This window comes from Amycolatopsis circi, assembly GCF_003385235.1.
Classification (GTDB): Bacteria; Actinomycetota; Actinomycetes; order Mycobacteriales; family Pseudonocardiaceae; genus Amycolatopsis; species Amycolatopsis circi.
The window spans coordinates 131212-156238 of record NZ_PQIA01000019.1 but is presented as its reverse complement, the minus strand read 5'-3'; the positions used below and the strand labels follow the sequence as shown (position 1 = coordinate 156238).

The 25027-nt window shown below is 68.5% G+C and carries 24 protein-coding genes; 8 read left to right on the top strand and 16 right to left on the bottom strand.

Annotated elements, in window-relative coordinates:
* The first annotated feature begins 69 nt into the window (after positions 1-69).
* The 5 genes from D0D37_RS10825 to D0D37_RS10805 all read left to right on the top strand — a co-directional run bounded on the left by D0D37_RS10825 (position 70) and on the right by D0D37_RS10805 (position 3675).
* Positions 70-804, top strand: a complete 735-nt coding sequence (locus D0D37_RS10825; RefSeq protein WP_116200366.1) for an OmpA family protein — start codon at positions 70-72, stop codon at positions 802-804.
* Between the two features lie 6 nt (positions 805-810).
* Positions 811-1308, top strand: a complete 498-nt coding sequence (locus tag D0D37_RS10820; RefSeq protein ID WP_116200365.1) for a LapA family protein — start codon at positions 811-813, stop codon at positions 1306-1308.
* 71 nt (positions 1309-1379) lie between these two features.
* A complete protein-coding gene (locus D0D37_RS10815; protein ID WP_116200364.1) occupies positions 1380-1856 on the top strand; it encodes a DUF6932 family protein in 477 nt (158 codons plus the stop codon).
* Entirely contained in the window at positions 1853-2737 is an 885-nt protein-coding gene (locus D0D37_RS10810; RefSeq protein ID WP_116200412.1) for a hypothetical protein, read from the top strand. The genes D0D37_RS10815 and D0D37_RS10810 overlap by 4 nt, the downstream gene beginning before the upstream one ends.
* Positions 2738-2979: 242 nt before the next feature.
* Entirely contained in the window at positions 2980-3675 is a 696-nt protein-coding gene (locus D0D37_RS10805) for a hypothetical protein (RefSeq protein WP_116200363.1), read from the top strand.
* 428 nt (positions 3676-4103) lie between these two features.
* On the opposite strand, the gene D0D37_RS10800 is transcribed toward D0D37_RS10805, so the two are convergent.
* The 8 genes from D0D37_RS10800 to D0D37_RS10765 all read right to left on the bottom strand — a co-directional run bounded on the left by D0D37_RS10800 (position 4104) and on the right by D0D37_RS10765 (position 15786).
* Complete coding sequence (locus D0D37_RS10800; RefSeq protein ID WP_116200362.1) at positions 4104-6851, bottom strand: AfsR/SARP family transcriptional regulator; 2748 nt, start codon at positions 6849-6851, stop codon at positions 4104-4106.
* 361 nt (positions 6852-7212) lie between these two features.
* Positions 7213-8115 (bottom strand): ectoine hydroxylase, encoded by a 903-nt coding sequence (thpD, locus tag D0D37_RS10795; protein WP_116200361.1) that lies wholly within the window; start codon positions 8113-8115, stop codon positions 7213-7215.
* 66 nt (positions 8116-8181) lie between these two features.
* Entirely contained in the window at positions 8182-8574 is a 393-nt protein-coding gene (locus D0D37_RS10790; RefSeq protein ID WP_009084077.1) for an ectoine synthase, read from the bottom strand.
* 31 nt (positions 8575-8605) lie between these two features.
* Positions 8606-9856: a diaminobutyrate--2-oxoglutarate transaminase gene (gene ectB, locus D0D37_RS10785; RefSeq protein ID WP_116200360.1), complete on the bottom strand. Its 1251-nt coding sequence runs from the start codon at positions 9854-9856 to the stop codon at positions 8606-8608.
* Between the two features lie 41 nt (positions 9857-9897).
* Positions 9898-10392 carry a diaminobutyrate acetyltransferase gene (gene ectA, locus D0D37_RS10780; protein WP_101437262.1) on the bottom strand — a complete coding sequence of 165 codons (495 nt, stop codon included), beginning with the start codon at positions 10390-10392 and terminating at the stop codon, positions 9898-9900.
* A gap of 232 nt (positions 10393-10624) precedes the next feature.
* On the bottom strand, positions 10625-13660 hold the full coding sequence (locus tag D0D37_RS10775) for a patatin-like protein (RefSeq protein WP_116200359.1): 3036 nt from the start codon (positions 13658-13660) through the stop codon (positions 10625-10627).
* Between the two features lie 84 nt (positions 13661-13744).
* Complete coding sequence (locus D0D37_RS10770; RefSeq protein ID WP_116200358.1) at positions 13745-14989, bottom strand: DUF445 domain-containing protein; 1245 nt, start codon at positions 14987-14989, stop codon at positions 13745-13747.
* A gap of 5 nt (positions 14990-14994) precedes the next feature.
* A complete protein-coding gene (locus D0D37_RS10765; RefSeq protein ID WP_116200357.1) occupies positions 14995-15786 on the bottom strand; it encodes an Abi-alpha family protein in 792 nt (263 codons plus the stop codon).
* 91 nt (positions 15787-15877) lie between these two features.
* Here D0D37_RS10765 and D0D37_RS10760 point away from each other — a divergent pair, with 91 nt between their 5' ends.
* Positions 15878-16654: a maleylpyruvate isomerase mycothiol-dependent enzyme family protein gene (locus tag D0D37_RS10760; RefSeq protein WP_425266919.1), complete on the top strand. Its 777-nt coding sequence runs from the start codon at positions 15878-15880 to the stop codon at positions 16652-16654.
* A gap of 13 nt (positions 16655-16667) precedes the next feature.
* Here D0D37_RS10760 and D0D37_RS10755 read toward each other — a convergent pair whose 3' ends face one another.
* From D0D37_RS10755 to D0D37_RS10745, 3 genes are read right to left on the bottom strand one after another with little or no spacing between them, the layout of a single operon-like run.
* A complete protein-coding gene (locus tag D0D37_RS10755) occupies positions 16668-17090 on the bottom strand; it encodes a lipopolysaccharide assembly protein LapA domain-containing protein (RefSeq protein WP_116200355.1) in 423 nt (140 codons plus the stop codon).
* Positions 17091-17127: 37 nt separating this feature from the next.
* A complete protein-coding gene (locus D0D37_RS10750) occupies positions 17128-18258 on the bottom strand; it encodes a dipeptidase (RefSeq protein WP_116200354.1) in 1131 nt (376 codons plus the stop codon).
* Positions 18255-18854, bottom strand: a complete 600-nt coding sequence (locus D0D37_RS10745) for an alpha/beta hydrolase (RefSeq protein WP_244223468.1) — start codon at positions 18852-18854, stop codon at positions 18255-18257. The genes D0D37_RS10750 and D0D37_RS10745 overlap by 4 nt, the downstream gene beginning before the upstream one ends.
* A 105-nt stretch (positions 18855-18959) precedes the next feature.
* On the opposite strand from D0D37_RS10745, the gene D0D37_RS10740 reads away from it, so the two are divergent.
* On the top strand, positions 18960-19412 hold the full coding sequence (locus D0D37_RS10740) for a MarR family winged helix-turn-helix transcriptional regulator (RefSeq protein ID WP_116200352.1): 453 nt from the start codon (positions 18960-18962) through the stop codon (positions 19410-19412).
* 4 nt (positions 19413-19416) lie between these two features.
* Here D0D37_RS10740 and D0D37_RS10735 read toward each other — a convergent pair whose 3' ends face one another.
* From D0D37_RS10735 to D0D37_RS10725, 3 genes are all read right to left on the bottom strand, one after another.
* On the bottom strand, positions 19417-20634 hold the full coding sequence (locus D0D37_RS10735; protein ID WP_116200351.1) for an FAD-dependent monooxygenase: 1218 nt from the start codon (positions 20632-20634) through the stop codon (positions 19417-19419).
* 87 nt (positions 20635-20721) lie between these two features.
* Entirely contained in the window at positions 20722-21225 is a 504-nt protein-coding gene (locus D0D37_RS10730) for an RNA polymerase sigma factor (RefSeq protein ID WP_116200350.1), read from the bottom strand.
* Positions 21226-21373: 148 nt separating this feature from the next.
* Entirely contained in the window at positions 21374-21868 is a 495-nt protein-coding gene (locus D0D37_RS10725; RefSeq protein WP_116200349.1) for a winged helix-turn-helix transcriptional regulator, read from the bottom strand.
* A gap of 78 nt (positions 21869-21946) precedes the next feature.
* On the opposite strand from D0D37_RS10725, the gene D0D37_RS10720 reads away from it, so the two are divergent.
* The gene (locus tag D0D37_RS10720; protein WP_116200348.1) at positions 21947-22591 is read left to right on the top strand and encodes a dihydrofolate reductase family protein; all 645 of its coding nucleotides are present in this window, start codon (positions 21947-21949) and stop codon (positions 22589-22591) included.
* 1 nt (position 22592) lies between these two features.
* Here D0D37_RS10720 and D0D37_RS10715 read toward each other — a convergent pair whose 3' ends face one another.
* Both D0D37_RS10715 and D0D37_RS10710 read right to left on the bottom strand, forming a co-directional pair.
* A complete protein-coding gene (locus tag D0D37_RS10715; RefSeq protein ID WP_116200347.1) occupies positions 22593-23447 on the bottom strand; it encodes an amidohydrolase family protein in 855 nt (284 codons plus the stop codon).
* Positions 23448-23460: 13 nt separating this feature from the next.
* Positions 23461-25023 carry a benzoate-CoA ligase family protein gene (locus D0D37_RS10710; protein WP_116200346.1) on the bottom strand — a complete coding sequence of 521 codons (1563 nt, stop codon included), beginning with the start codon at positions 25021-25023 and terminating at the stop codon, positions 23461-23463.
* Between the last annotated feature and the right edge of the window lie 4 nt (positions 25024-25027).

Below are 25027 nucleotides of genomic sequence, written 5' to 3'. Positions count from 1 at the left end.
CGCGAGAGCCACCCGAACGGCGGCCGACACCAGGTCGCCAACCGGACGGGCCCGGCATATGGTCCTTTTATGTCCGGTGCACGAGGGTGGCTTCGCTTGATCCCCGTCGCGGTGGTGGTCACCGCACTGCTCGCGGGCCTCGTCACTTGGCTCCAGGGAAGCGGGATCCAGGACGACCTCGCCGCGCGATCACGCTCCGCGCTCGACGCGGCCGGCCTCCGCGGCGGCGACGTGAAGTTCTCCGGACGGCAGGCGACCCTCGAAGGATTCCCGGCCGAAGACGCCGGGCGCGCGCTGGGCATCGTGCAGGGCGTCGACGGAGTCGAATCGGCGCAAGCCTCCGGCGGTGCCGGGCCTGCGCAATCCGCGCCCTCGCCCGCACCGTCGACGACACCGCCTGCCAGCCCGCCGCCGAGCCCGTCCGCCCCGCCTTCCGCGCCGCCGACCGACCGCGACGGGATCCAGGCCGAACTGGACCGCAAGCTCGCGGCCGCGCCGATCACCTTCGAGCCGGACACCGCACAGCTCACCGACCAAGGCGAGCAGGCCGCGCGCGACCTCGCGCCGCTGCTTCGCGACGCACCGGACAACGTGCGTTACCGCGTCGTCGGCCGGGTCGCCGACGGTCCGGGCGGACGCAGTGCCGCGCTGAAGCTTTCCCGCAACCGGGCGCTGACCGTGATCCGGTTGCTGATCCGCGAGGACGTGCCGCCGGACCGATTGCTCGCGGTGGCCAGCACGAGCGGTTCGGACAGCGGGAACGACAGCGACCGGCGGGTCGAGATCACAGCGGAACAGAGGTGATGGCGGATGCTCTGGCTCTTCGGGCAGATCTGGCTGTGGCTGCTCGTCTCGTTCCTGCTCGGGGCGGCGGTCATGTGGCTGTTCACGCGGGCGGCCCGGCCGAAGGCCGACCCTGACCCCGGCCCCGGCTCCGGCTCCGGCTCCGGCTCCGGAGCCGGAATCGGAGCCGAGGCGCAGCCGTACCGGCCCGCGGCCGCGCCCGTCGAGGCGCCGACCGAGGAGACCCGGCACATCCCGCGGGCGAATCCGTACGAGGACTACGAGGAACCGGCCTACCCGCACTACGACGACCAGCCTGAACGCGTCTACAACGACTATCCGGAAGTCGACCCGGACGAGCCGTACGACGAGCGGCGTCCGACGCACGACTCGGCCGGGCATCCGCTGCCCGATCCCGAGCCGCGGCTGTCGGGCGAACTGAGCTGGCCCGACGACGACCAGCGGAGTCCGCACTGGCCGCACGACGACGAACCCGCGCCCCGCCGACCTGGACGCAGTGGCTGACACCCACCTGGTAGATTCGGCTACGCACGGTAAGCGGGCGCCGAGGGCCCCGGACGACGTCAGGAGGTCGGATGGCGCTTCCGCACTGGACGCCACAGAACCTGCTGCCGCCCGGCCGCCACCACGCCGACCTCGCCGACGTCTACGAACGCCTGGTCTACGACGCGCCGCACCAGAACGAGCGCGAGATCCTCTTCAGCGCGCTCAACAGCTACCTCGGGGTCGCCCAGCGGGTGATCACGTCCGGGAGGGCCTGGCTCGGCGGCGCCTTCGTCACCCGCACGGCGCATCCGCCGCGCGGACTCGACGTGGTGCTGCTGCCGGACGAATGGGGCGCGCTGAAGCGGCTTGACGACAGCGGCCGCACCGCGCTGTACGGCCTGCTGACCCTGCGCGGCATCATCGTCGGCCAGCCCGCGATGTACCTCGAGCAGATCCAGCCGGTCGGCGGCATGCTCGACGGCTTCCTGTGCCGTCCCGGCGACGAGGACGTGTGGGAATCGGTGTGGGCCGACGGCGGCAGAGGCATCCCGGAGATGGTGTGGTGAGGAACGAGTTCCGGCGGATCGCCGACGAGATTCCCGGCGGCACGTGGCTGGACGACCTCGCGCGGGCCTCGGCGATGGCGGCGAACGCGAAGTTCGAACGCACCTGCCGCGCGCCGCTGCTGCACGTGTCGGTGATCGGCGAAACGCACATCGACGCGTACACCTTTTCCGACATCAGCCGGGCGCTGCAGGACGCGACGGCGAAGATCGGCCACATCATCCGCAATCCGTCGAATGAGGTCACCTTCGTTCAGCAGGCGGACCGCGACAAGGCCCCGTTGATCCAAAAAGGACAGGCCGGCAACGCGATCTTCTTCGGTTTCCCGGAACCGGCGGTCGACGACGCGTTGATCCACGACGGCATCGAAACGCTGTCCGAGCGCGCGGTGAAAGAACTCTGCGATTTCCTGCCCGCCAACGGTTCCGACGACGGCGCGCTCGACGCGGTGCTGCTCCAGCGCGACACCGTGCGCAACGCGGTCAGCGATGTCGTCAACGCGGTCAGCAAGCACGCCGGAATCGGCATGGCGCTCACGCCCACCGCGGGCGAGCAGGTGACCCGGAGCATGACCACCGAACAGGCTCGGGTGCTGCAGGGCAGTCTGCGCGAATCGCGCGAGGCGGTCGGCTACGAGACGGTGACCGGACGCCTCGACGGCGTGCGTACCCGGCGCCGGATCTTCTATCTGGAGCGGGAATCCGGCGGAACCATTCAGGGCGCGGTCGCCCCGGATCTGCTCGACCAGATCAAGGAAAATCTCGATCGCCCGGTGACCGCGCGGTTGCGCGTGGTGCGCACGACGACGATCGACGGACGGCGCGGCAGACCGGTGCACGAACTTCTGGAGATCACTCCGGAAGTCAACCTTTTCGATCACTGAATTGGCGCGCGGACAGCACCGCGTCGCCAGGTCAAGGCCGCCGGGTAAGCGCGCGGTCGCTCTTCGGAATCAGCGGAAAGTCCTTTTCGGCCAGCAAATGGCGCCGCTTCGCGCAATCCGGCGGGAAATGACCCCGATTGCCCGCACGCGGTAAATGAATGACATTATCTCTCGATAACGATTATTCCAACTTCGCGGGCATCTGCGTTAGCGTCTTCGCCAACACAGCGGAAGAGGCACGCATGACGACCGAGCAGCCGTATCCGGCCGCACCCGCACGACACAGCCGGACCACCGCTCGCCCTGGTCCGCTCCGGCCATCTCAGCAAACGCCGTCCCGCCCGCCCCAGCAAGCGCCGGTCCGGAGGAAGGCGAACTGGCCCGGCGGCCTCGGGGTCACGCTCGGACTGGCCGCGGCCGGTGTCGCCTTCCTGCCGGATTGGGGTTTCCTCGCCTGGCCGGTCGCCGGCCTCGGGCTCATCGGCGGAATTGCGGGAATCGTACTTTCCTCCCAGGGCACAATGCGCGGATTGGGTGTCGCTCTCACCGGAACTACGCTTTCCGCGCTAGCTGTCCTGCTGTGCGGCGCGATGACGCTGTACCCGTCGATGTTCGGCACCGCGCGAGCGGGCGACCTGCACATCCCGCCGCAGCCGGGCGAGAAGCATTCGGTCGACTTCGTGGTGACCTCAGCGGGCGGCGCGACCGTTCGCTACGGCACGCTGAACGACCAGCGCACCGCGTCCACCCCGCCGAGCACCGACGACTGGCACGGGCACGCCTCCTACGACGGCGGCACGCCGATTCTTTCGCTCACCGCGGACACCGCCAACGCGGGCGTGACCAACCAGATCAGCTGCCAGATCCTCGTCGACGGCAAAAAGGTCGCCGAGAGCAGCGGCAGCTCGATCGCGCTCTGCACCGCGAACGTCGACTAGAGCCTGGCGGCCGGCCGGCCTACCCCCATCTCGGCCGGCCAACCGCCACCGAACCGCTCCTGGCGGCTCTTCCAGGTCCGCGCGGTGCTTGCCGCGGTCCCGTCGCCGGCTTCACAGCCTGCCCCTCCCCTAGGGCTCCGCCAGCGTCGCGGCCGACCCTACGCGCGCTGACCGCCCGATGGCTAAGAATCCGCTAAGCGGACGCGATTATTACCACGCAGACCTGCGAAAACACAGCTGAACGTTGTACAAGAGCGCAGCGCGCCGACTGCCCGCTCACTCCCCTGCGAGGAACTTGAGCCTCGTCGCCTTGCGGGTGCTGGGAGCTGGCTGTCCGTGAGGGGAACCCTGACGGACTCTGAGTCCGTCAGGGTTCCCCTCACGGACCTGGGGACGCAGGCGCCGCCTTGAGTTCCGGGCATTGCCGCTCACTCCAGGTCGGCAGCTTCCTTGCGCAAGTCCTCGACCTGCCGAGGGTTCATCCGCTCGTACAACGCGATCGCCCGCCGATACTGCTCCCGCGCCGGGTCCAGCCGTTCCTGGCCGCGCAGGATTCGGGCCAGCGTGAGCCGCAGGATGCCCTCCTGCAGCTCGAACTGCCGCGCGACGGCCAGCGACACCGCCTCCCGCGCGTAGCGTTCCGCAGCCTCCAGGTCGTCGATGCCCAGGTGCAGCTCGGCGAGGTTGTTCAGCGACACCACGGCATAGCTGTCGTCGCCAAGTTCGCGGTCGATCTTCAGCGACGCCAGCTGATGTGTGATCGCCTCGGTGGGACGACCGGCGCGCTTCTCCGTCTCGGCGCAGTTGTTGAGCGCCTGGCCGCGCAGTTCGAGATCGCCGGTGCGTTCGGTCTCCGCGACGGCCTCCAGCAGCCGTTCGATCGCCTCCGCGTAGCGGCCGAGCAGGGTCAGCACGCTGCCGAGGTGGATCTTGGCGACGATGAGCGAGCGTCCGTCGAGCCCCGAGGCCAGTCCGACCGCGCGTTCGGCGTCGGCGATGCTGCCCTGCGACAGCTCGAAGGTCAGCGCGATGGCGCAGCGGGAGATCAGCATCCAGCACTGGCCGAGCGGTTCGTTCGCGGCCTCGGCCGCGGCCAGGCCGAGGTCGACCAGCCGGATCCATTCCTCGTACAGCGGGCAGACGACCCGGTAGGTGTGCGCGACCCGGGCGAGCCGCCAGACGTCGGCGTAGCGGCCGTCGGCGTGTGCGGCGTCCAGTACGGCCAGCAGGTTCGGCCATTCCGCGGCGAACCAGTCCTGGGCTTGGGCGAAGGTTTCCAGCGGCGGCAGCGCGTCCGGCGGCACGAGTCCGGTGAGGTCGAGCGGATCGACGATCCGCAGCATCTTCCGGCGCGCGGTGTCCGAGGCGGCCTGGTGGTAGCGGATCGCCCGGTCGAGCACCGCCGCGCGTTCCGCCGGGTCCAGTTCGGTTTCCGCCAGCTCCCGCAGATACAGCCGGACGAGGTCGTGCGGGGCGAAGGCGTCGCGCGAGGTTTCGGCGATCAGGTTGTGCGCGGCGAGAGTGCGGAGTTCGCGGCGGGCCTGCGCCACCGGGATCTCCGCGATGGCCGCCGTCAGGTGCGGTCCGGTGTGCCGAGCGGGCACCGCGCCGAGCCGCAGCAGCGTCCGGGCGAGGCTGTCGGGCAGGCCGCGGAACGAGACGTCGAACGCGGCCCGCACGCCGTCGTCGGCTCCGGTCACGTCGAGTCCGGCCAGCCGGGTGCGTTCGTTACCCAGCTCGCCGACAAGATCTTTGAGTGTCCACTGTGGACTAGCGGCGAGCCGGGCCCCGGCGATCCGCAGCGCGAGCGGCAGGTAGCCGCACAGCCGGGCCAGCGCGTGGTTGAGGTCGAAGTCCGCGGGTCCGGCCAATTCCTCGATGACACTCACCGCGGCTTCCGGCGCAAGCGTGCCGAGCACGCGCAGCCTCGCCGCGTGGGACACCGCCAGTGCCTCCAGCCGCGACCGGCTGGTCACGACCGTCATCGACCGTGCGCCCGGAGGCAGCAACGGACGCACCTGTTCGGCCGAACGCGCGTCGTCGAGCAGCACGAGCATCCGCCGTCCGGCGATCAGCGAGCGGTACAGCGCGACGCGTTCGTGCATGCGCTCCGGCACCTCGTCGGCCGGCACGCCGAGGCCGAGCAGGAATTGCGACAGCAGGTCGCCCGGTTCCAGCGGCGCGTGGTGCGGGTCGAATCCTTGCAGCGCCGCGTACAGCACGCCGTCGGGAAACAACCGGGCCGCGCGGTGCGCCCACCAGATGACCAGCGCGCTCTTGCCGACCCCGGCGGTGCCGGACACGATCACGGTGCTGTCACCGCGTTCAGCGAGCCCGTCGAGCCACTCCACCTCCGCCTCGCGCCCGGCCAGCGTCGGCAGCGCAGGCGGCAGCTGAGACGGCGCGACGGCCTGCTCCGGCACCGCGCTCTCGTGCGCGGCGAGATCGTCGTTGAGCACCCGCTCGTGCAGCGAGCGCAGGTCGACGCCGGGTTCGACGCCGAGCGAGCCGAGCGTGGCCCGCGAGACGGTGCGGTACAGCTCGAGCGCTTCCCCTCGCCGCCCGGCGTGGTAGAGCGCGCGCATCAGCTGTCCGGCGATGCGTTCGGCGAGCGGGTCGGCGTGGACGAGCGGGCTCAGCTCCACGATCAGCTCGTCGTAGCGGCCGAGGTCGAGATCCGCGTTGACCCGGGCGTAGCGGATCGCACGCCGCAGCTCGTCCAATTCGGGCGCCCGTACCGAATCGGGCACGCCGGACAGCGTCGGGCCCTGCCACAGCGCGAGCGCCTCGCCGAGCAGCTTCGAGGCGCTCTCCGGCGATTCCAGCGCGGCCTGGTCCAGCAGCGCCCGCGCGCGATGCGCGTCGATCCGGTCCGGGGAGAGGGAAAGCTGGTAGCCGGGCGGGCGGGTGCTGATCTCGGCGACCGGATCGGCCATCTCCCGCAGCAGGCGGCGCAGCTGCGACACGTTGCCGTGCACGATCGTGCGGGCGGTGGCGGGCGGATCGTGGCCCCACAGCGCGTCGATGATCTCCTCGAGCGGCACCACCTTGCCCACGCGCAGCGCGAGCAGCGCCAGCAGCCCCCTCACCCCGGGGCCGCCGACGGGAACCGCACGGCTGCCGTCGAGCAGCCGCACCGGGCCGAGCAGTTCGACCCGCGCGCCGGCATCGGCCATGCTCGCGCGCACCTCCCAGGCTCACCCCCAGCCAGACAGGTCAACTTACCGTCAGCGGCAGCCCGCAGAAACCGCTCTTTCGTGAATTCGTCCCCTGAACAGACGAGTCCGGCCCCGCACCATCAGTCCCGATCTGATGGTGCGGGGCCGGACTCAATGATCGTCGGCCGGGCCGCCAGGGGGCGCGGTCCACCCGTGCATCGCGGCCGTCCGCCCGCGGTTCGGGGGGCTCACCCCGAGCAAGAACCCGGACCGCTGCGGACAACCGTGCCTCCGCAGACGAGCTGCGAGGTGGCGACAACGTAACAGGGCGCACATTGTTCGTTACGAGCGACCCGCCGCTTGGCGAAGGTGTCGCTGGTCACCGCTTGATCGGCGCGGGGTTGCGGCCCGCGATGAACGACGGCCGCCGCTCGCCCGCGGCGAACGGCTCCTGCAACGCGTTCTCCACGCTGTTGAACACCAGGAAGATGTTCGAGCGCGGATACGGCGTGATGTTGTTCGACGACCCGTGCATGATGTTCGAGTCGAACCACAGCGCCGAACCGGCCGAACCGGTGAACTGGTCGATGCCGCAGTCGGCGGCGAGCTTGGTGATGTCGTCCGGCGACGGCACGCCCACCCGCTGGTCCTTGAGCGAACTCTTGTAGTTGCGGTCCGGGGTCTCGCCGACGCACTGCACGAACGTGCGCTGCGAGCCCGGCATGACCATGAGCCCGCCGTTGTACGGGTAGTTGTCGGTGAGCGCGATCGAGCAGCTCACCGCGCGCGGCGACGGCATGCCGTCCTCCGCGTGCCAGGTCTCGAAATCGGAATGCCAGTAGAAGCCGGTGCCCTTGAAGCCCGGCATGTAGTTGATCCGGCTCTGGTGGATGTAGACCTCGGAGCCGAGGATCTGCCGCGCCCGGTCGAGCACCCGGGGATCGCGCACCAGCTCGGCGATCAGGCCGGAGATCTCGTGCACGTCGAAGATCGACCGGACCTCGCCGGTCCGCGCCTCGGTGATGACGCGTTCGTCGTCGCGCAGCTTCTCGTCCGACGACAGCCGGACGACCTCCTGCCAGTACGTCTGGACCTCACCGGGCGAGAGCAGTCCGTCCACGACCGTGTAGCCCTTGGCGTCGTGATTCGCCAGGGTCGCGGCGTCGATCGGGCCGTCAGCCTCGGTACCCCACACCGTGGGGTGCACGCGCGGAAGGTGCTCCGGCGTACCGGTGATCCGGGTCGGGTAACCGTCTTCGACCCGGGTGTCCATGATCGTCACAGTGGCTCGCCTCCAGTTCTTCTGGCGTTTCTTCTTTCTCGGGGTGGTGGTGGGAGCAGCTCAGCGTCAGGAGTCTTCGGTGACGAGCGGGTAGACCCCGTTCTCGTCGTGCACCTCGCGGCCGGTGACCGGCGGGTTGAACACGCAGACGCACTTGATCTCGGTCTTCGGCCGGACCTGGTGCTTGTCGTGGTCGTTCAGCAGGTACAGCGTGCCCGGCTTGAGCGGGTGCACCTCACCGGTGGCGAGGTCCTCGATCTCGCCTTCACCGGAAGTGATGAAAACGGCCTCGATGTGGTTGGCGTACCAGAAGTCGTTCACCGTGCCCGCGTACAGCGTCGTCTCGTGCACCGAGAAGCCGACGCCCTCCTTCGCGAGGATGATGCGCTTGCTTCGCCAGTTCGGGGTCTTGATGTCAGCGTCGGTGTCGGTGATCTCGTCGAGGGTGCGGACCAGCAAGTGAAGGGCTCCTTCTTGTTCTTCGGGGCGGTTACTTCAGAACGGCGGCGACGGACTCGGTGATGATCGCGAGGCCTTCGCTCAGTTCGTCGTCGGTGAGGGTAAGCGGCGGCAGCAGTTTCATCACTTCGCCGTCCGGACCGGAGGTCTCCATCAGCAGGCCGCGCTCGAAGGCCTCCTTGCAGACCGCGCCGGCCAGCTCGCCGTTCGCGAATTCGAGACCGCGCGCCAGACCGCGGCCCTTCGCGACGAGGTTCGCCTCCGGATAGGTCTCCACGAGGTCCTTGAAGGTGCTCGCGATGCGCTCGCCCTTGGCCTTGGTGGACTTCTCCAGTTCGTCGTCGCTCCAGTAGACGCGCAGCGCCTCGGTCGCGGTGACGAACGCCGGGCTGATGCCGCGGAAGGTGCCGTTGTGCTCGCCCGGCTCCCAGACGTCCAGCTCCGGCTTGATCAGCGTGAGCGCCATCGGGAGGCCGTAGCCGCCGATCGACTTCGACAGGCAGACGATGTCCGGCGAGATGCCGGCGTCCTCGAAGCTGAAGAACGGGCCGGTGCGGCCGCAGCCCATCTGCACGTCGTCGAGGATGAGCAGGATGTTGTGCCGCTTGCACAGGTCGTCGAGGCCCTTGAGCCATTCCAGGCGCGCGGCGTTGATGCCGCCCTCGCCCTGCACGCCCTCCACGATCACCGCGGCGGGCTCGTTCAGGCCGCTGCCGGAGTCTTCGAGCAGCTTCTCGAAGTACATGAAGTCCGGCATCGCGCCGTCGAAGTACTTGTCATACGGCATCGGCGTGGCGTGCACCAGCGGGATGCCCGCGGCGCCGCGCTTCATCGAGTTGCCGGTGACCGACAGCGCGCCGAGCGTCATGCCGTGGAACGCGTTGGTGAAGTTGATGACCGATTCCTTGCCGGTCACCTTGCGCGCCAGCTTCAGCGCGGCCTCCACGGCGTTCGCGCCGCCGGGGCCGGGGAAGACGATCTTGTAGTCCAGTTCGCGCGGCGCGAGGATCTTCTCCTTGAAGGTTTCCAGGAAGTCCCGCTTCGCGACGGTGTACATGTCGAGCGCGTGCGTGACGCCGTCGCGCTGGATGTAGTCGACGAGCGCCTTCTTGAGGTGCGGGTTGTTGTGCCCGTAGTTCAGCGCGCCAGCACCGGCGAAGAAGTCGAGGTAGGCCTTGCCGTCCTCGCTGTAGAGCCTGCTGCCCTGCGCCCGGTCGAAGACGACCGGCCATCCCCGGCTGTAACTGCGGACTTCTGATTCGAGCTCTTCGAAGATGCTCATGACGATTTCTTTCGCTCCTACTCGGCGAAATTGACGGGTTATTACCGGCGCAACGGCCCGATGCGGTAAAGATCCTCGGGTTCGTGCGCCTCCCCCTGCGGAAAATCAGCGACTTCGAACAACCGGCGGTGTTCCAGATCCGCGTCCCAGCGCTTCGCGAACGACTCGAAGAGCCGGATCGACGCCTGGTTGTCCGGAGTGATCGTGGTTTCCAGGTACCGCACGCCCTCGCCGACCAGACGCGTGTACAGGCTGTCCAGCAACTGCCCGGCCAGGCCTTTTCCGCGTTGCGAAGCGTCGACGGCGACCTGCCACACGAGCGCGACGTCCGGTGCGGACGGCCTTCGGTAAGCGATCACGAATCCGACTGGCTCACCGTCGACGCGGGCGACGACCGAGGTCTCCGCGAAATCCTTGCACCACAACAGGTACGCATACGGCGAGTTGAGATCAAGCTTCTGCGAATCGCGCGCGATTCGCCAAAGCGCGGCACCATCGGCCTTGGTCGGGGATTCGATCAAGTGCTTTCCGGACATACTTTGGAAACGTAACAGAGAATTTTCGCGCCGCCAGCGATCCATGCCACGCCCACCGCCCTCACCAGGGAGGACGCGGATACCCCGGTGAGGAGTGCCACAAACATGTTTAGCCAGGCTGAGTTCTGGGCACGCCGTGCCTCTGGGCCGCACACCTCCGGTATGCGACCTGTGACTCCCGACCATGGGCCTTCGCGGGCCCCGGCGCAACTCCAGCGCCGAAAATCGCGTTCTACCTGCTGGAGTGCGGACTGTCCGCAGGCGACCGCCGCCGCTTCTCGCGGCCGCGCCGTCCGAGCCCGGACAGCGGCGTCCAGACCGCGGGCAGCAAGAGCAGCGCGACGACGGCGAGCCACCACAGCGGAGCCTGCCCGCGGCGCCATCCGTCCACAACGGTACCGAGCCAGCCGAACAACGGCTGCGCGATCGGCGGCAGGAAAGCCGCGAACAGCAACGCCGCTATCACCAGCACGCCCAGCACGGTGAGCACCATTCGCCACGTGCGCCTCAACGTCAGCAGGCTCACCACGAGGAACACGAGCGCACCGCCGGCTACCGGCAGGCCGAGCCATTGCAGGACGGATCCGCCCTCGCCGCTGAGCACGAACCCGGCGATCGCGGTGATGGCGGCGGCGAGCAGGTTCCAGGGACGGCCCAGCCGCGTCGCGCCCTGCGTGACCCACCACGAACTGCGGCTGCTGAGCTGTGCGAACTTCGCCAGCGGCTGGAGAGTTTTCGGGACCCGGGTGGCGGTGGACGCGGCGTTGAGCCCGGCGGCCCCGGCTTTGACAATGGTTTTGGCGAGCAGAGTGCTGCCGAGTTCGCCCTCGAAGCGTTCGGCGGAGACTTGGCAGGCCTGGAAAGCGCGCTGAGCCGCGTCCTGCTGACCGGAGTTTTCCGGCTGGGCAGCGGTTTTTTGGGCTTCTTGTTCGAGCGGCCGGGAAACCATCAGCTTCCGGAAACTCTCCGACGCCTTTCCGTTGCCCTCCTTCGCATCCGCCTCGGCCTGGCGCGCGAGAACCGGCAATTCCTCCCGCGCGATGGCCAATTGCCGCGACTTCGCCAGCACCATCGACGTCACCGGAAGACTGGTCGGCAGTTCTTTCCCGAAGCCGACCGGCGACAGATTCGCGTCCAGGCCAAGGAAAGCGAGTTCGTCGCCCAATTGCGCGAGCAACCCGGGCAGGTCCGAGGGCATCCCGTTGTCCGCGGGGGAAGGCGGCTCCCAGCCGATGGCGCGGAACGTTGTCCTTACCTGCTCCCGGAATTCCTCGGGGCCTACGATGTCGCGCAGCACCCGCAGGCGTTTCGGGTCGAGCAGGCACTGCGTCAGCCAGCCCGCGGCGTCGATCCGGCCCCACATCCAGTCGTTCGCGCGCCAGGAAGCCTTGTAGAACGCGCCGAAGTTGTTCGCCTGGGTGCCGGTCAGCTTGTCCCGGCCGCGGGGGCGAGCCAGATCCAGCAGAGTGCGGCTGTCCGCGCTCATCTGCACCAGGTCGACGCGCTGGTCCACCGCCGGAGCCTCGGCCAGGAGGCCACGCGTTGCCAGGTGCAGCAACAGGAAACGCGCCATCACGAAGCCGTCCGCGACGTCCGCGTTGTCCAGGCCGAACCAGTCCAGCAGCGTCGTCACCGTGTCGGCCGCGTCCGCCGACCACTGGTTTTCCTTGCTCGACAACGCTTGCAGCACCGGAGCCGCCGACCGCAGCGCGGCGGTCAGCTCCGGCCACGCCTCGCGTACCGCGTCCGACGCCCCGAGGTCGGCCCATTCGTTGGCGAGCTGGCCGATCCAGTCCGGCATCGTCGTGCCTGGCCGCGGCGGTTCGTGCCGGGCCACCCACGCGGGCAGCCGGGCCTCGCGAGCCGCGCTCCGGCGGGCGGCGTGCATCTTCGCGCGGGCCTCGTTGAGCTGCGTCGCCTGCTCGAGATCCGGGCCCATCCGGAAACCCGCGTTGATCAGCTGGATTCCGGTGGCGACCGCGTCCTCCAGCGTCGAGGTGCGGTAACGGACCATCTCGCCGACCGTGACCGACTCGCCGGGCAGTGTCTCCGGGATGCCGCGACGCAGTCCGTCCGCAGCGATGTCCTGCAGCAGCGCCGAACTCCCGGCCGCCCACCCACTGTCCTCATCGGACAGTTCGTAGCGGCGGGTGACCGCGCGCACCAGGTCGGCCGCGTCGAGCGCGACCCGGCGGTCGAGGTACGCCCGGTGCACCCGGTCGTCCACCAGCTGTCCGCCGCGCAGGCCGAGCGACGCGAGCGCGACCCGTGTGTCCCGGGTGCGCGTGACAGCGGAGTTGTGCCGGCTCAATTCCTCCAGCTCGACGCTGATCGTCTGACTCATGATCGTCGAAGCGACCTTCGCCAGCGCGGTGCCGAGCATCGGCGGATCGGCCGGGTCGCACGCCACCGGCTTGGCTTCCCCGTTGACAGTCGGGACGACGTACAGCAGCAGCCGCCGCACATCCGTCGAGGACGAGCGTTCGAAGATCTCCCGCAGCGCCGGCCGCAGCGGTTTGTTCACCAGCACGCCGCCGTCGGCGAGCCAATGCGAACGCACCAGCTCGGTGTAGTCGGTCATGTCCGGATGCAGCCGGTCCGCCGCCTCGGGGCCGATCGGCATTCGCGACAGCTCGAAGGCACCCGGGAAGGACGCGCTCGACCGCGCGGCGAGCGCGAGCGGGGCGTGCACCTGGTTATTCCACAATGGACCGTCGAAGCGGAAGAGCATGCGATGTTCGGTGTCCCGCACCCGATTTCCGAGCGCGTCGTCGTATTGCGTGGTCTCGCCGTCGATCATGGTCCCGGTGAGCAGCACGGTCACGTCTGGCGGCTCGGTCGGCACGACGCCCGACCCGGTGATGTCGTGCATCGCCTGGACCAGACCGCCCAACAGCACCTTGTCGCCGTTCAGCACCGAACGCGGCCGCGTCTCGCCGGGGTCGCGGATCAGGTTTTCCAGCGACCCGGCGGAGAACCAGGTGTCGCGCAAGATCGCCGGTGTCGACCGGTACGCCTCCGCCAAACCGAGGCACGCGGCGTTGATGCCGCCCGCACTCGTGCCGGTGAGCACGTCGAGGCGCACCGAAGCGTGCAAAAGGTCGAGAAGTTTCCGGTAGCCGTTACTCTCGTTCGGCGTGCGCGAAGCGTGCAGCAACGCCGACGTTTCGGTAGCGACTCCCCCCATCCACACTGCCAGGCTGGATCCCCCCACCATGGCCATCGCGATCCGGATTTCCTGCGGCCACGGCACCGCCGTCTCACCCATGAGGGTCAGTCTCCCGGCCCGGCCCGCTCCTCCACAAGGCCCAAGCTCGTGAGTGGCAATCCCGGTTAGAACCGGGATTGCCACTCACGACGCTAGATGCTCCAGCACCAGCACCTGCGCCTCCCCCACCGCGAACCCCAGCACCGCCCCCGTCGCGATGAGAATCCATTCGTCCTGCTGGAAAGCCGGGCGCAGCAGCTGCTCGAACTCCTCGGGCGACAATTCCTTCATCTTGCCGACCAGGACGTTCCGGATGTCCATCGCGTCGGTGGCGTAATCCTCGATGTAGCGCATGGTGTCCGGCAGCCGGGTCATGATCTGCTCCGAGATGGCGAGCTTCATGTCCTGATAGCGGCGGCTGCCGATGGCGAAGACCAGCAACGGTTTCGCCACGTTCGCCGCCCGGCCCAGCTCGCGGTCGAGCTGCCGCTGGATGAGCGCGAGCACGCGGTCGGAAAGCGGGCCCTGCAGCACCGCCTCGATGACGTTGTGCGGGGTGATGATTTCCTTCGCGATCAACTCGCCGTAGGCCTCGGCGACTTCCGCGCGCCGTTTGAGGAACAAGCCCTGCCAGGTGACGCCGAAGTATTTCTTCGGCTCCAGCGGGTAAAAAATCATCCGCAGCGCGAGCCAGTCGGTGAACCAGCCGGTGAAGAGGCCGAACAACGGCATGATCGGCGGGAATTTGAACAGCACCCACGCGATCATCTGGATCACGCCGATCAGGCCGCCGAACACGAGCCCGGAGCGCGCGATGAACTTGAACTCCTCCGCGCCGGCTTCCTGGAAGATCCGGTTGAGCAGCCGTTTGTCCTTGACGAGGCTGGTCACCACCATGCCCTTGAGGTCGAACACACTGTCCACATCGGACTGGATGAGTTCGAGCACGGCCTTGACCATGTGCGGCGATTCGGCCTGCACGCGCTGGATCACCAGCCGCTGCACGCCGACCGGCAGCGATTCCCACAGGCCCGGCTGGTAGTGCCCAGCCACCTCGCGCACGATGTCCTCGACCGCCGCCAGCAGCGGTTTCTCGATTTCCTTGGCGATCCGGTCCGCGTCGAGCCGGGCGACGACCTCGGCCGGTTTGATCAGCTGCTCGGTCATCGTGTCGCAGGCGATGCTCGCCATCCGCGCGGCCCGTTTGGGCACGATGCCCTGCCAGCCCAGGAACGGTTTGACGCCGATGAACTCGACCGGCTGGAACATCATCCGGATCGCGACCAGCTTCGTGCCGTACCCGATCAGCGCGGCGACGATCGGGATGGAGACATACAGCGGCCAGTGCCGGACGAAGTCGTCGAGGACCTTCGAGACGAACTCGCCCATCGGGTTCAGCCCAGGCTCGGGTCGCAGGCCTGCCAGAACTGCGCGCCGAGCCGCGAGACGTGGATGGTGCGGCGGATGATCTTGATCCGCTTCACCTGCTTCTCCACCTCGCGGACCGACTCGTCGGTCAGCAGGATCTCGTACTGCGTCTCGAGCGAGGGCACCTCCTCGTCCAGTTCGACCAGGCCGAGGCCGATCAGCCGGGTCACGTAGCCGGGCACCTGGTCCGGCAGCGAAACCCCGGCCGCCTTGCCGACCGTCGAGGCGTTGCGCAGCATGATCCGGCCGGTGCCGCCCATGGCGCTGCGCTCGGCGACGTCGATCGAGGGGAACGGCGAACCGTCCGACAGCGCGGAGAGGATGCGCGCCTCGTCAGGCGTGAGCTGGCGAAGGATGATCGCGTACAGGTACTCGCGGGCGCGCTCGCGGCCGAAGCCGATGGAGTGGTTGAGCAGTTCGGCCATCGCCGCGCGCAGCGGTTCGACGTGGTCGCGGGCGGGCACCAGCGTGACGGTCGTTTCGACGGCGCGGCTGCCGATGTCGGGGCGGTTCATCGCGGACGCCGCGGTCAGCGCCGCGTGGTAGGGGTCGTCGACCTCGTCGAGGCGGCGGCGCAGTTCGCTCAGCAGCCCGCGTTCGACCTGTTTGAGGCCGCGGTCGGCGGTGTCGATCCCGGGGAGTTTGCGGGTCAGGTCGAAGCCGGTGCGCGCCGCCCATCCGGCGAGCTGACCGGCCCGGCGGGCCAGGTTGGCCACGTCCTCGGCGGTGCCCCGGCCGTTCGGTCGCTGGTAGTCCACGGGCTGCTCCCCTCACTGTTCGCGCTGATGCTACCTGCGAGTAGGCCGGATGGCCCTGTGATGCCGGGCTGGTGGGTGTTGGATGACGCGCATGACCGCGCCGTGGGGACCGCCGATCGACGTGCTGCCGCTGCTCGTCCGCGAGGAACAGGCGCTGATCGGAGTTCTCTCCGACCTCCGGACGCCGGAGTGGGCTTTGCCCGCGCTGGGCGAATGGACGGTGCACGACCTCACCGCGCACATCCTCGGTTTGAAGCTCACGCGGCTGTCGCGGGACCGGGACGGGCACTTCGCGGACGGGACGTCTTGGGTTTCCGCCTGCCGGCAGCTGTCGCCGGAGGTGCTGTTCGCGATGTTCGTGGACAGCACGACGCAGCTGACCGAACTGTGGAAGCACCGGGACCTGGACGAACCGGCCGCGGCGCCGTTGTGGCTGACGGTCGCTCGTGATTACGCGGAGCAGTGGGTGCATCAGCAGCAGATCCGGGAGGCGGTCGAGGCTCCGCTGCTCGACGAGCCGGAATTCCGGACGCCGGTGGTGGACACGTTTCTGCGTTCGCTGCCGCAGACGTTGCGCACGGTGACCGCGCGGGCCGGACGTCAGGTGGCGTTTTCGGTGGAGGGGGCTGGGCGGTGGACCGTCCACGCTACTGCGGTGGGCTGGACGATCGACCGGGCTGCGGCGACGTCGCGGTCTCCGCTCGCTTCGCTGGCGACTGACGCGGACTCGTTCTGGCGGTTATGCAGCGGGACCTTGCCCGCAGCGGAAGTGAGCACGCGGGTGCGGCTCAGCGGGGATCCGGCGGTGTGCGAGGTCCTGCTGGGGCTGAGAGGTCGTGAGTGTTTATCCCGGTTAGAACCGGGATAAACACTCACGAGACTCACCTACGCCGCCGAGCCTGCTTCCGCAGCTGGAGAATCCGCGCCCCGCCGATCAGCGCGACCAGCGCCGCGCCCGCGATGGCGGCGAACAGCATCGCCACCGCGAGCGGCATGCTGCCGGACACGCCCAGGAAGTGGACGGTCGCCGTGTCCAGGTTCTGCAGGATGAACACCAGCAGGAACACCAGCAGGATGATCGCCACGATGACGGCGATCCAGGTGCCGCTGATGCGGGTCGACTTGACCTTGCCCTTGCCGGGGCGGCTCGCGGGTTTCGCGGCGGGCGGTCGCGGTCCGGGTTCGGCTCCCGGAGCGGTGCCCGGGGCGGCGGGGTCGAGCGCGCCGGGCACCTCGGTGCCCGGCGCCTCGGGAATTTCCGATTTCGCGGCCCCTTCGGGACCGTCGTTTCGCGCGTGGGACATATCGTGATTGTCCGCCCACTCGCCGTGATGCGCTAATTCAGAGCTTCGCGTCGACGTCGCGCAGCACCCGCAGCGTGTTGCGGCCGGCGAGTTTCGCGCAGTCCTCGTCGCTCCAGCCGCGTTCCATCAGCGCGGCGATGAGCACCGGGTACTTCGACACGTCCTCGAGGCCTTCCGGCAGCTCGCCGACTCCGTCGTAGTCGCCGCCGAGCCCGATGTGGTCGATCCCGGCGACCTCGCGCGCGTGCTCGAGGTGCGCGACGACGTCCTCGATCGTCGACTTCGGCTTGGGCGGCGCGTCCCAGGTCTCGGCGAACCGGCCGCGCTGGCCGAGGTCGAGGAACTCCTGTCCGGCGGCCGTCATCGCGTCCCGGAGCTGGTTGTCCCACTCGGTGACCGCGGCGGAGATGAAGGCGGGCACGAAGGTGATCATCGCGACGCCGCCGTTGCCGGGAAGCTGGGCGAGCACGTCGTCGGGGATGTTGCGCGGGTGGTCGTTGACCGCGCGGCACGACGAGTGGCTGAAGATCACCGGCGCGCTGGACACCTCGATCGCGGCGCGCATGGTGCTCGGCGCGACGTGAGAAAGATCCACGAGCATGCCGATCCGGTTCATCTCGCGCACGACCTCGCGGCCGAACTCGGTGAGCCCGTCGTGCTCGGGCTTGTCCGTTCCGGAGTCCGCCCAGGTGGTGTTGAAGTTGTGCGTCAGCGTCATGTACCGGACGCCGAGCCGACGCAGAACCCTCAGCACCCCGAGAGATTCCGCGATGCTGTGCCCGCCTTCGGCGCCGAGCAGCGACGCGATCCGCCCGTCCGCGAACGCCGCCTCGGCCTCGTCGGCCGTCGTCACCAGCCGCAGCCGCTCGGGGTAGCGCTCGGCCAGCTGGTAAACCACCTCGATCTGTTCGAGGACCGCGGTGACCGCGCTGTCGCCCTTGAACTCGCACGGGACGTACACCGACCAGAACTGCAGACCCAGCTTGCCTTCGGCGAGTTTGGGAAAGTCGGTGTGCAGCGTCGGCTGGCCCACCGTCAGGTCCACTCCGGCGACCGCTTCGACCGGGTTCGGGCCGGCCTTGGCGCGAAGCGCCCAGGGCAGGTCGTTGTGTCCGTCGGCGAGGATCGTGGAGGCGAGCAGGTCTTGCGCGCGAGTCAGCTCGGTCATGCCTCGACCCTAGCGAGCCAAGCCCTGGCCGCGCTTATTCCGTCGACGGTCACTTGATGCCCTCCCGGCCAGCGGTGCGTCGCCACTTCGGCGTGCCGTTCGCGAAGCTGCCGCACGAGTTCGTCGTTGGCGGGCAGCGGAGCCATCGGGTCCTGCTCACCGTTGGAAAGGAACACGCGAGTGCCGGTGAGATCGAGCCGCGGCGGTTCCGGCAACGGGGACATCGAGGAGAACAGAATGGCTTCCTTGAGCGCATCCGGCCGCGTGAGCGCTACCGCGGCCGCGATGTTGGCACCGTTGGAAAACCCGACCGCTACCACCCTGCTAAACCCGTGCTTTTCGCGTGCTGTGTTGAGGAAATCCGCCAGCTCGTCCGCCCGTGCGCGCACGTCTTTGTGGTCGAATACGCCCTCGGACAGCCGCCGAAACCACCGCGCCGCACCGTTTTCCGACACCGGCCCGGTCGGCGCGAGCGTCCCCGAACCCGGACTCAGCTCGTTCGCCAACCCGAGCAGATCGTCCGGGCCGCCGCCGGTTCCGTGCAGGAGAAGAAGCACCGGGAGATCGGGATCGCCCTCGGTGTACTGGTGGATCATCGTCGCTCCTCGTTCGGCGGCTTCGCTTCCAGGAGTATGCGCCGCTCCCTTCATTGTCCAGGTAACTTCTCGCGCGCGAGAGTTATTCCGGGTAGACTCCGCCGGATGACCCCGGATCCGCAGACGGACGACGACGAGATCGTGACGTGGTGGGGCCTCGTGATCGAGGGCTATCTGGCCACGCAGAACGCGCTGATGGGCGAGATCGCCGAGCGATTCGGCCTGGCCCCCGCGTCGTTCGACATCCTGCTGCGCCTGGTGCGGTCCCCGGAACACCGGATGCCGATGACCCGCCTCGCCACCGAAGCCGCCCTTTCCAGCGGGGGTTTCACGAAGGTGGCCGACCGATTGGTCGCCGCCGACCTGATCTGCCGGATACCCAGCCCAGAGGACCGCCGGGTGACGTTCGCCGCGCTGACCGAGCATGGGCTCGAGGTGGCGGTCAAGGCGAGGGCAGCTTGCGCGGAGATCCTGCGCCGGATCGTGCTTACCCCGCTGGGCCCGGATGCCGCCGGGTTGGCGGAGGCGATGCGGACGCTTCGGTCAGTGAACGGCTGAGCCCCTACGGCTTGGCCGAGGAGGCGATCGAGGGTCCGGAGTCCGGAACCCCCGCGTAGTCGGGCAGTTCGACGCCGTTGATCGCGCGCCCGACCAGCTCCATGAACCATTCGCTGGCGAAATCGGGACTCGGCTCGGCGTCCGGCCCAGGGACCTCGCGACTGCGGGCGTTCAGCCGGCCGATTTCCTGGTTGGCTTCGACGAACGAGCGCATCCGCGCCTCGTAGCGGGCGAACCCGGCGTCGGCGTCCCATCCGGCGGCGGCCAGTTCACCGGCCAGCAGGTAGGCGCCGACCAGGGCCAGCCCGGTGCCCTGCCCGGACATCGGCGACGAGCTGAACGCCGCGTCCCCGAGCAGCCCGACCCGTCCGTTCGACCAGCGGTCCATCACCACCTGGGCGACCTGGTCGAGGTAGAAGTCCGGGGTGTCGTCCAGGTGCGCGAGGATGTCCGGAGCCCGCCAGCCGAAGCCGGACATCCGTTCCCGCAGCAGAACCTTCTGGGCGGCGATGTCTCGGTAGTCGACATCGAAATCAGCCGCGGCGAAGTAGAACATCGCCATCGCACGGGTGGCGTCCTGGATGGGGCGCAGGAGAGCGGTGCGTCCGGACTCCTGATCCTGATATTCGAACAGCCAACGGTCCAGCCCGAACTCGTTGGGCACGCTGTAAAAGGCCAGCACATGCCCGAGGTGATGGAGATACCGCTCGTGCGGCCCGAAAACCATCGACCGCAACGACGAGTGCAGCCCGTCGGCCCCGACCACCAGGTCGAAACGCCGCCGGTCGCCGCCCGCGAAGACCACGTCGACCCCGTCGGCGTCCTGGGCGAGTTCGGCGATCCGGTCGCCGAAGAGGTATTCGACGCCCTCGCGGGTGTCGTCGTAGAGCACCCGGGACAGGTCTCCGCGCAGGATCTCGATGTCCGCGATGAACCCGTCGCCGCCGTCGTCGTCGGCGCGGAAGGTCTCCAGCACTTGCCCGTTCGCGTCGACGGTGTACGCGCCGGCGGTGTCGGTGCACGCCGCGCGCACCGCCGCGTCCAGCCCCATGCGCGCGATGACGTCCTTGGCCACCCCGCGCGCGTCCACCGCCTGCCCGCCGGGACGCAACTCGGGAGCCCGCTCCACCACGGTCACCTCGGCTCCCCGCCGGCGCAACCAGTGGGCCAGCGCGGGCCCCGCGATGCTCGCCCCCGCCACCAGCACCTTGATACCGCTCACCGCGACCCCCCTGATCACCGTCTGGACGACGGTCGGGATCGTACCGTGTTTCGCGGCCTCGACCGGCGGTTTTGGCTCGCCGTCCGGTCATGGATAACTGAAGCCCTGCGACTCCAGTCGTCGCCGAAGGGTCCTCAGGCAGCGTTGCCGGATCCGGCTCACGCTCGACGTCGCGATGCCCAGCTCCGCGGCCAACTGGTCGTGCCGAAGCTCCGGGTAATACGCCAGCAGAAACATCATCCGCCGGTGGCGTTCCGGGAACCTCTCGACCGCTCGCCACAACGCGACCGCCAATTCGCTGGCCAATGTCTCCCGCTCGGGAGACTCCGCCGATTCATGCGTCTCCAGTTCCGCATCGTCGACAAAAGTAACTTGCGAACGCTTTTCCGTCGCTCGGAGCGCGTGCCTCCGCGCGACGGTCGCCAGCCAACCGGCCAAACTGTGCGAATCATTAAGGGTCGGCTGGCGTCGCAGGAATTCCAGCCATGCCATTTGGCAAGCGTCGTCCGTGTCCCCACGAAGGCCCGGATTCGCGCCGACGATCCGATACATTTTCGTCGACACACGGCGCACTTCGTCCTCGTCCGGCATTCCCGGCTCCCTTCCTCGCTCGGGAAGGCTGACGAACCGGGCATCTCGGAGGATCCGCCTCAACCGGGCGAATGCCGAATGGAGTGATCAACTTCTGCGCGATGTATCCAGGACCGGGCAAGCGCCTCGGCCAGGCGGAAACGAGGCGTCACCCGCGAGCGACGGCCTCCGCGTAAGCCGCCGCCAACCGCTCCGTAGCCGTCGGCCCGTCCCCGTCCGGCCGCGGAGTCCCCAGATGCCGCTCCCGAAGCTCCGCCATGAATTCCTCCCACAACGGCGGCCCGCCCGCCTCCAGGAGTTCCGCCCGCACGCGCAATTCCGGCGTCGTCGGCCGATGCCGCAATCCCCAGCTCCCCAGTTGAACCAACACCGGCACCAGCTGAATTGCCGCTTCCGTCAAACTGTAAGTCGCGCGCTGCCCGCGCCCCGCCGAATCGCGCGTAAGCAATCCCGCCTCGGTCAGCGTGCGCAATCGGTCGGCGAGGATATTCGACGCGATGCCTTCCTCGGACTGCGACTGCAATTGCCGGAAATGCCGCCGATCGCCGAACATGATGTCGCGCAGGACCAGCAGGCTCCACCGGTCGCCGATCACCTCGATCGCGGCGTTGATCGGGCACCCCGAGCGCGGACCGTCCGGCATCGCACACCTCCTCCGACCACTTGCACTTTACCATCACCTCGGGCATAGTGCTTGCAAAAGACAAGCAGGGGGTTCCCGATGCTCGTACGCGTCCAGTGTTTCAACCTTTCCGCCGACGGCTACGGCGCCGGTCCCGACCAAACCCTCGAGCAGCCGTTCGGCCATCCCGATCCGGGACCGCTCTTCTCCTGGGCCGGGGCCACCGCAAGCTGGCCCATGCGCAGCGAACCGGGAGGCACCCGCGGACTCGACGACTACTTCACCCGCGACATGCACCGCAGCGACAGCATCGGCGCGGAAATAATGGGACGCAACAAATTCGGTCCGCAACGCGGCCCGTGGGAGAACCACGACTGGCAGGGCTGGTGGGGCGACGAACCCCCGTTCCGCACCCCGGTCTTCGTCCTCACCCACCACGAACGTCCCTCGATCACCTTGGGCCAGACCACTTTCCACTTCCTCGACGCAGGTCCGGAGGAAGCGCTCGCGCAGGCGAAGAAGGCCGCTGGCGACAAGGACGTGCGGATCGGCGGCGGCGTCCACACGATCCGCCAATTCCTCGACGCCGGACTCGTCGACACGGTGCACATCGCCGTCGCGCCGATCGAACTCGGGGCTGGGGAACGGCTTTGGGAAAGCCCGGACGAGCTGACCGACCGCTATCACCTGGAGAAAATCCCCAGCCCCAGCGGGGTCGTGCATCACCTGTTCTGGCGGAAGTAGTTCAGCGCAAGCCGGGCATCAGCCGTAACGCGTTGCCGGACAAAACGCCTTCCAAGACATCAGCAGGCAACCCCAGATCGGCAACCGCGCGGACGTTCACCGCGGTTCCCGGCACACCCGGCCAGTCAGTGCCGAAGATCCACTTACGCGCCAACCGAACGAGGTCGAAGCGCGCGTAGTACTCCGGCAGCTTCTTCGGCGGCAGCCCGGCGAGGTCGAGCCAGACGTTCGGCCTCGCCTGGGCCATGAACGCCGCCACGTCGTACCACCAGCCTCGACCGCCGTGCGCGAACACGAAGTTCACCGACGGGAAGTCTTCGACCACATCGGACAGCAGCGCGGGATCCCCATAGCCAGCACGGGATCCGGGGAAAACCGACAGTCCGGAGTGGAGGATCACCGGAACCCCACGTTCGGCGCACAAGGCGTAGACCGGGTACAGCTCCTTGTCCGCCGGGGAAAACGCTCCGTGCACCGGGTGGATCTTCAGCGCCACCGCGCCCAGCGCGATCTGCCGTTCCACCTCGTCGACCAGCGGATGGTGCAGATGCGGGTTGACGTTCGCCACCAGCCGGAATCGCTCCGGGTTGTAGGCGACCAACGGAAGATTGTCTTCAATCGCCTGGATGCCGGTAGCCCGCGGACTGTATTCGCAAAACAACAGCACCCGGTCGACGCCCTCGCTCGCCATGAGGTCGTCCATCGCCGCGGGGATCACCGTGCCGTCCGCGTCGTACACCGTGCGCCACGGGTACTCGCCGGCGAAGTCGCGCGCCCAGTCCAGCCACGCGGGCTTGAGCGTAGGCAGTCGCGGGGTGTGCACGTGGGCGTCCACCACGAAGTGCTCGTCGATCATGCCGGCCAGTCGATCACGATTGCGGCTGCGGCACGAGCAGCGACTCGCGCACCATTTCGCGGATCACGTTCCGCCGGATCTTCCCGGTCGCCGTCTTCGGCAGTTCGGCCATCTCCACCACCCCGCGCGGTCGCTTGAACGCCGCCAAGCCCTCGCGACAAAATTCGATCAGCTCCTCAGCGTCCACAGTGGCCGAAGGCGCGGCGACCACGCACGCCACCGGTTTGTCCAATCCGTCCTCGTCCGGCGCGGCGACCACCGCGACCTCGGCAACGGCCGGATGTTGCAGCAGTCGTTCCTCCACTTCGGACGGAGACACCCAGATTCCGCCCGCCTTCAACATGTCACCGAATCGGCCGAGACACGTGTAGGTGCCGTCCGAATTGCGCACATAACTGTCCCCGGTCCGCAGCCACGGTCCCTGGAAAACCTGTTTCGTAGTCTCGTATCGCGCCCAATACCCGGTCGCGATGGACGGGCCGGACACGAACAGCTCGCCCGCCCGGTCCGCCTCTGAAATGACCGTGCCCTGCTCGTCCCGAAGCTCGACGGAATACCCCGGCACCGCCACGCCGGTGCTCCCCGGCCGCACCGCGCCCGGCTGGTTGGACAGGAAGATGTGCAACGCCTCGGTCGACCCGATCCCGTCCAGGATCTCGACCCCGAACCGCGAACGAAACCGCGTGAACAGCGCTGATGGCAACGGCTCTCCGGCCGAGACCGCGTACCGCACCGAGGAAAACGAGTCATCCGGCACGTCGCTGGCCAGCAGCGCCGCATAGAACGTCGGCACTCCGAAGAACAACGTCGGCCGATCCGCCCGCGCCCGCGCGGCGATGATCCCCGGCGTCGGACGTGCCGGCTCCAGCAGCGTCGTCCCTCCACAAGAGAGCGGGAAGAACGCCGAATTGCCCAACCCGTAGGCAAAGAACAGTTTGGGAACGGACAGGAATCGGTCCGAAGAGGACACTCCCAGCACCTGCGACGCGTAAGTCGAACACACCGCGCGGATGCTCCCGTGCCGGTGCATCGCGCCCTTCGGCTGCCCGGTCGTGCCCGAGGTGTACAGCCACAGCGCGGGCGAATCCTCCCAGGTCGGCGCGGCAACCACATCGTCCGAAGCGGTCAGCGGCCACCGATGCGTCCGCACCCCGGCGGGGAATTCTGCCGGATCCGCCCGGTCGAGCACGACGTCGGTCACCTCGGGCGCACCGGTCAGCGCTCCTGCCGCCTGCGCCGAAAACTCCCCGGACACGCACAGCACCCGCGCCCGCGAATCGGCGAGCACCTGGCCCAGTTCCAGCCCGGTGACCATTGTGGACACCGGCACCGCGACCGCGCCGACGAGCATCGCGCCGAGGATCCCGCTCAGCAGTTCGACGTCGTCGACCATGCAGAACATCACCCGCTCCTCCGGCCGCACGCCGAGCGCGCGCAGTCCGGACGCGACCCGGTGGGTCTCGGCGGCCAGCTCGCCGTAGCTGAGCGTGCGCCGCGGCGACACGACCGCGAGCGCGTCCGGCCGGCCGCTGCCGAGCAGGTACTCCGCGGCGTTGAAGTGCGCGGGAACCGTCATCGGG

Coding starts and splice junctions, on each gene's coding strand:
- D0D37_RS10825 (WP_116200366.1), top strand. CDS start 70: ATGTCCGGTGCACGAGGGTGGCTTCGCTTGATCCCCGTCGCGGTGGTG.
- D0D37_RS10820 (WP_116200365.1), top strand. CDS start 811: ATGCTCTGGCTCTTCGGGCAGATCTGGCTGTGGCTGCTCGTCTCGTTC.
- D0D37_RS10815 (WP_116200364.1), top strand. CDS start 1,380: ATGGCGCTTCCGCACTGGACGCCACAGAACCTGCTGCCGCCCGGCCGC.
- D0D37_RS10805 (WP_116200363.1), top strand. CDS start 2,980: ATGACGACCGAGCAGCCGTATCCGGCCGCACCCGCACGACACAGCCGG.
- D0D37_RS10800 (WP_116200362.1), bottom strand. CDS start 6,851: ATGGCCGATGCCGGCGCGCGGGTCGAACTGCTCGGCCCGGTGCGGCTG.
- ectB (WP_116200360.1), bottom strand. CDS start 9,856: ATGAGCATCTTCGAAGAGCTCGAATCAGAAGTCCGCAGTTACAGCCGG.
- ectA (WP_101437262.1), bottom strand. CDS start 10,392: ATGTCCGGAAAGCACTTGATCGAATCCCCGACCAAGGCCGATGGTGCC.
- D0D37_RS10775 (WP_116200359.1), bottom strand. CDS start 13,660: ATGGGTGAGACGGCGGTGCCGTGGCCGCAGGAAATCCGGATCGCGATG.
- D0D37_RS10770 (WP_116200358.1), bottom strand. CDS start 14,989: ATGGGCGAGTTCGTCTCGAAGGTCCTCGACGACTTCGTCCGGCACTGG.
- D0D37_RS10760 (WP_425266919.1), top strand. CDS start 15,878: ATGACCGCGCCGTGGGGACCGCCGATCGACGTGCTGCCGCTGCTCGTC.
- D0D37_RS10755 (WP_116200355.1), bottom strand. CDS start 17,090: ATGTCCCACGCGCGAAACGACGGTCCCGAAGGGGCCGCGAAATCGGAA.
- D0D37_RS10750 (WP_116200354.1), bottom strand. CDS start 18,258: ATGACCGAGCTGACTCGCGCGCAAGACCTGCTCGCCTCCACGATCCTC.
- D0D37_RS10745 (WP_244223468.1), bottom strand. CDS start 18,854: ATGATCCACCAGTACACCGAGGGCGATCCCGATCTCCCGGTGCTTCTT.
- D0D37_RS10740 (WP_116200352.1), top strand. CDS start 18,960: ATGACCCCGGATCCGCAGACGGACGACGACGAGATCGTGACGTGGTGG.
- D0D37_RS10730 (WP_116200350.1), bottom strand. CDS start 21,225: ATGCCGGACGAGGACGAAGTGCGCCGTGTGTCGACGAAAATGTATCGG.
- D0D37_RS10725 (WP_116200349.1), bottom strand. CDS start 21,868: ATGCCGGACGGTCCGCGCTCGGGGTGCCCGATCAACGCCGCGATCGAG.
- D0D37_RS10720 (WP_116200348.1), top strand. CDS start 21,947: ATGCTCGTACGCGTCCAGTGTTTCAACCTTTCCGCCGACGGCTACGGC.
- D0D37_RS10715 (WP_116200347.1), bottom strand. CDS start 23,447: ATGATCGACGAGCACTTCGTGGTGGACGCCCACGTGCACACCCCGCGA.
- D0D37_RS10710 (WP_116200346.1), bottom strand. CDS start 25,023: ATGACGGTTCCCGCGCACTTCAACGCCGCGGAGTACCTGCTCGGCAGC.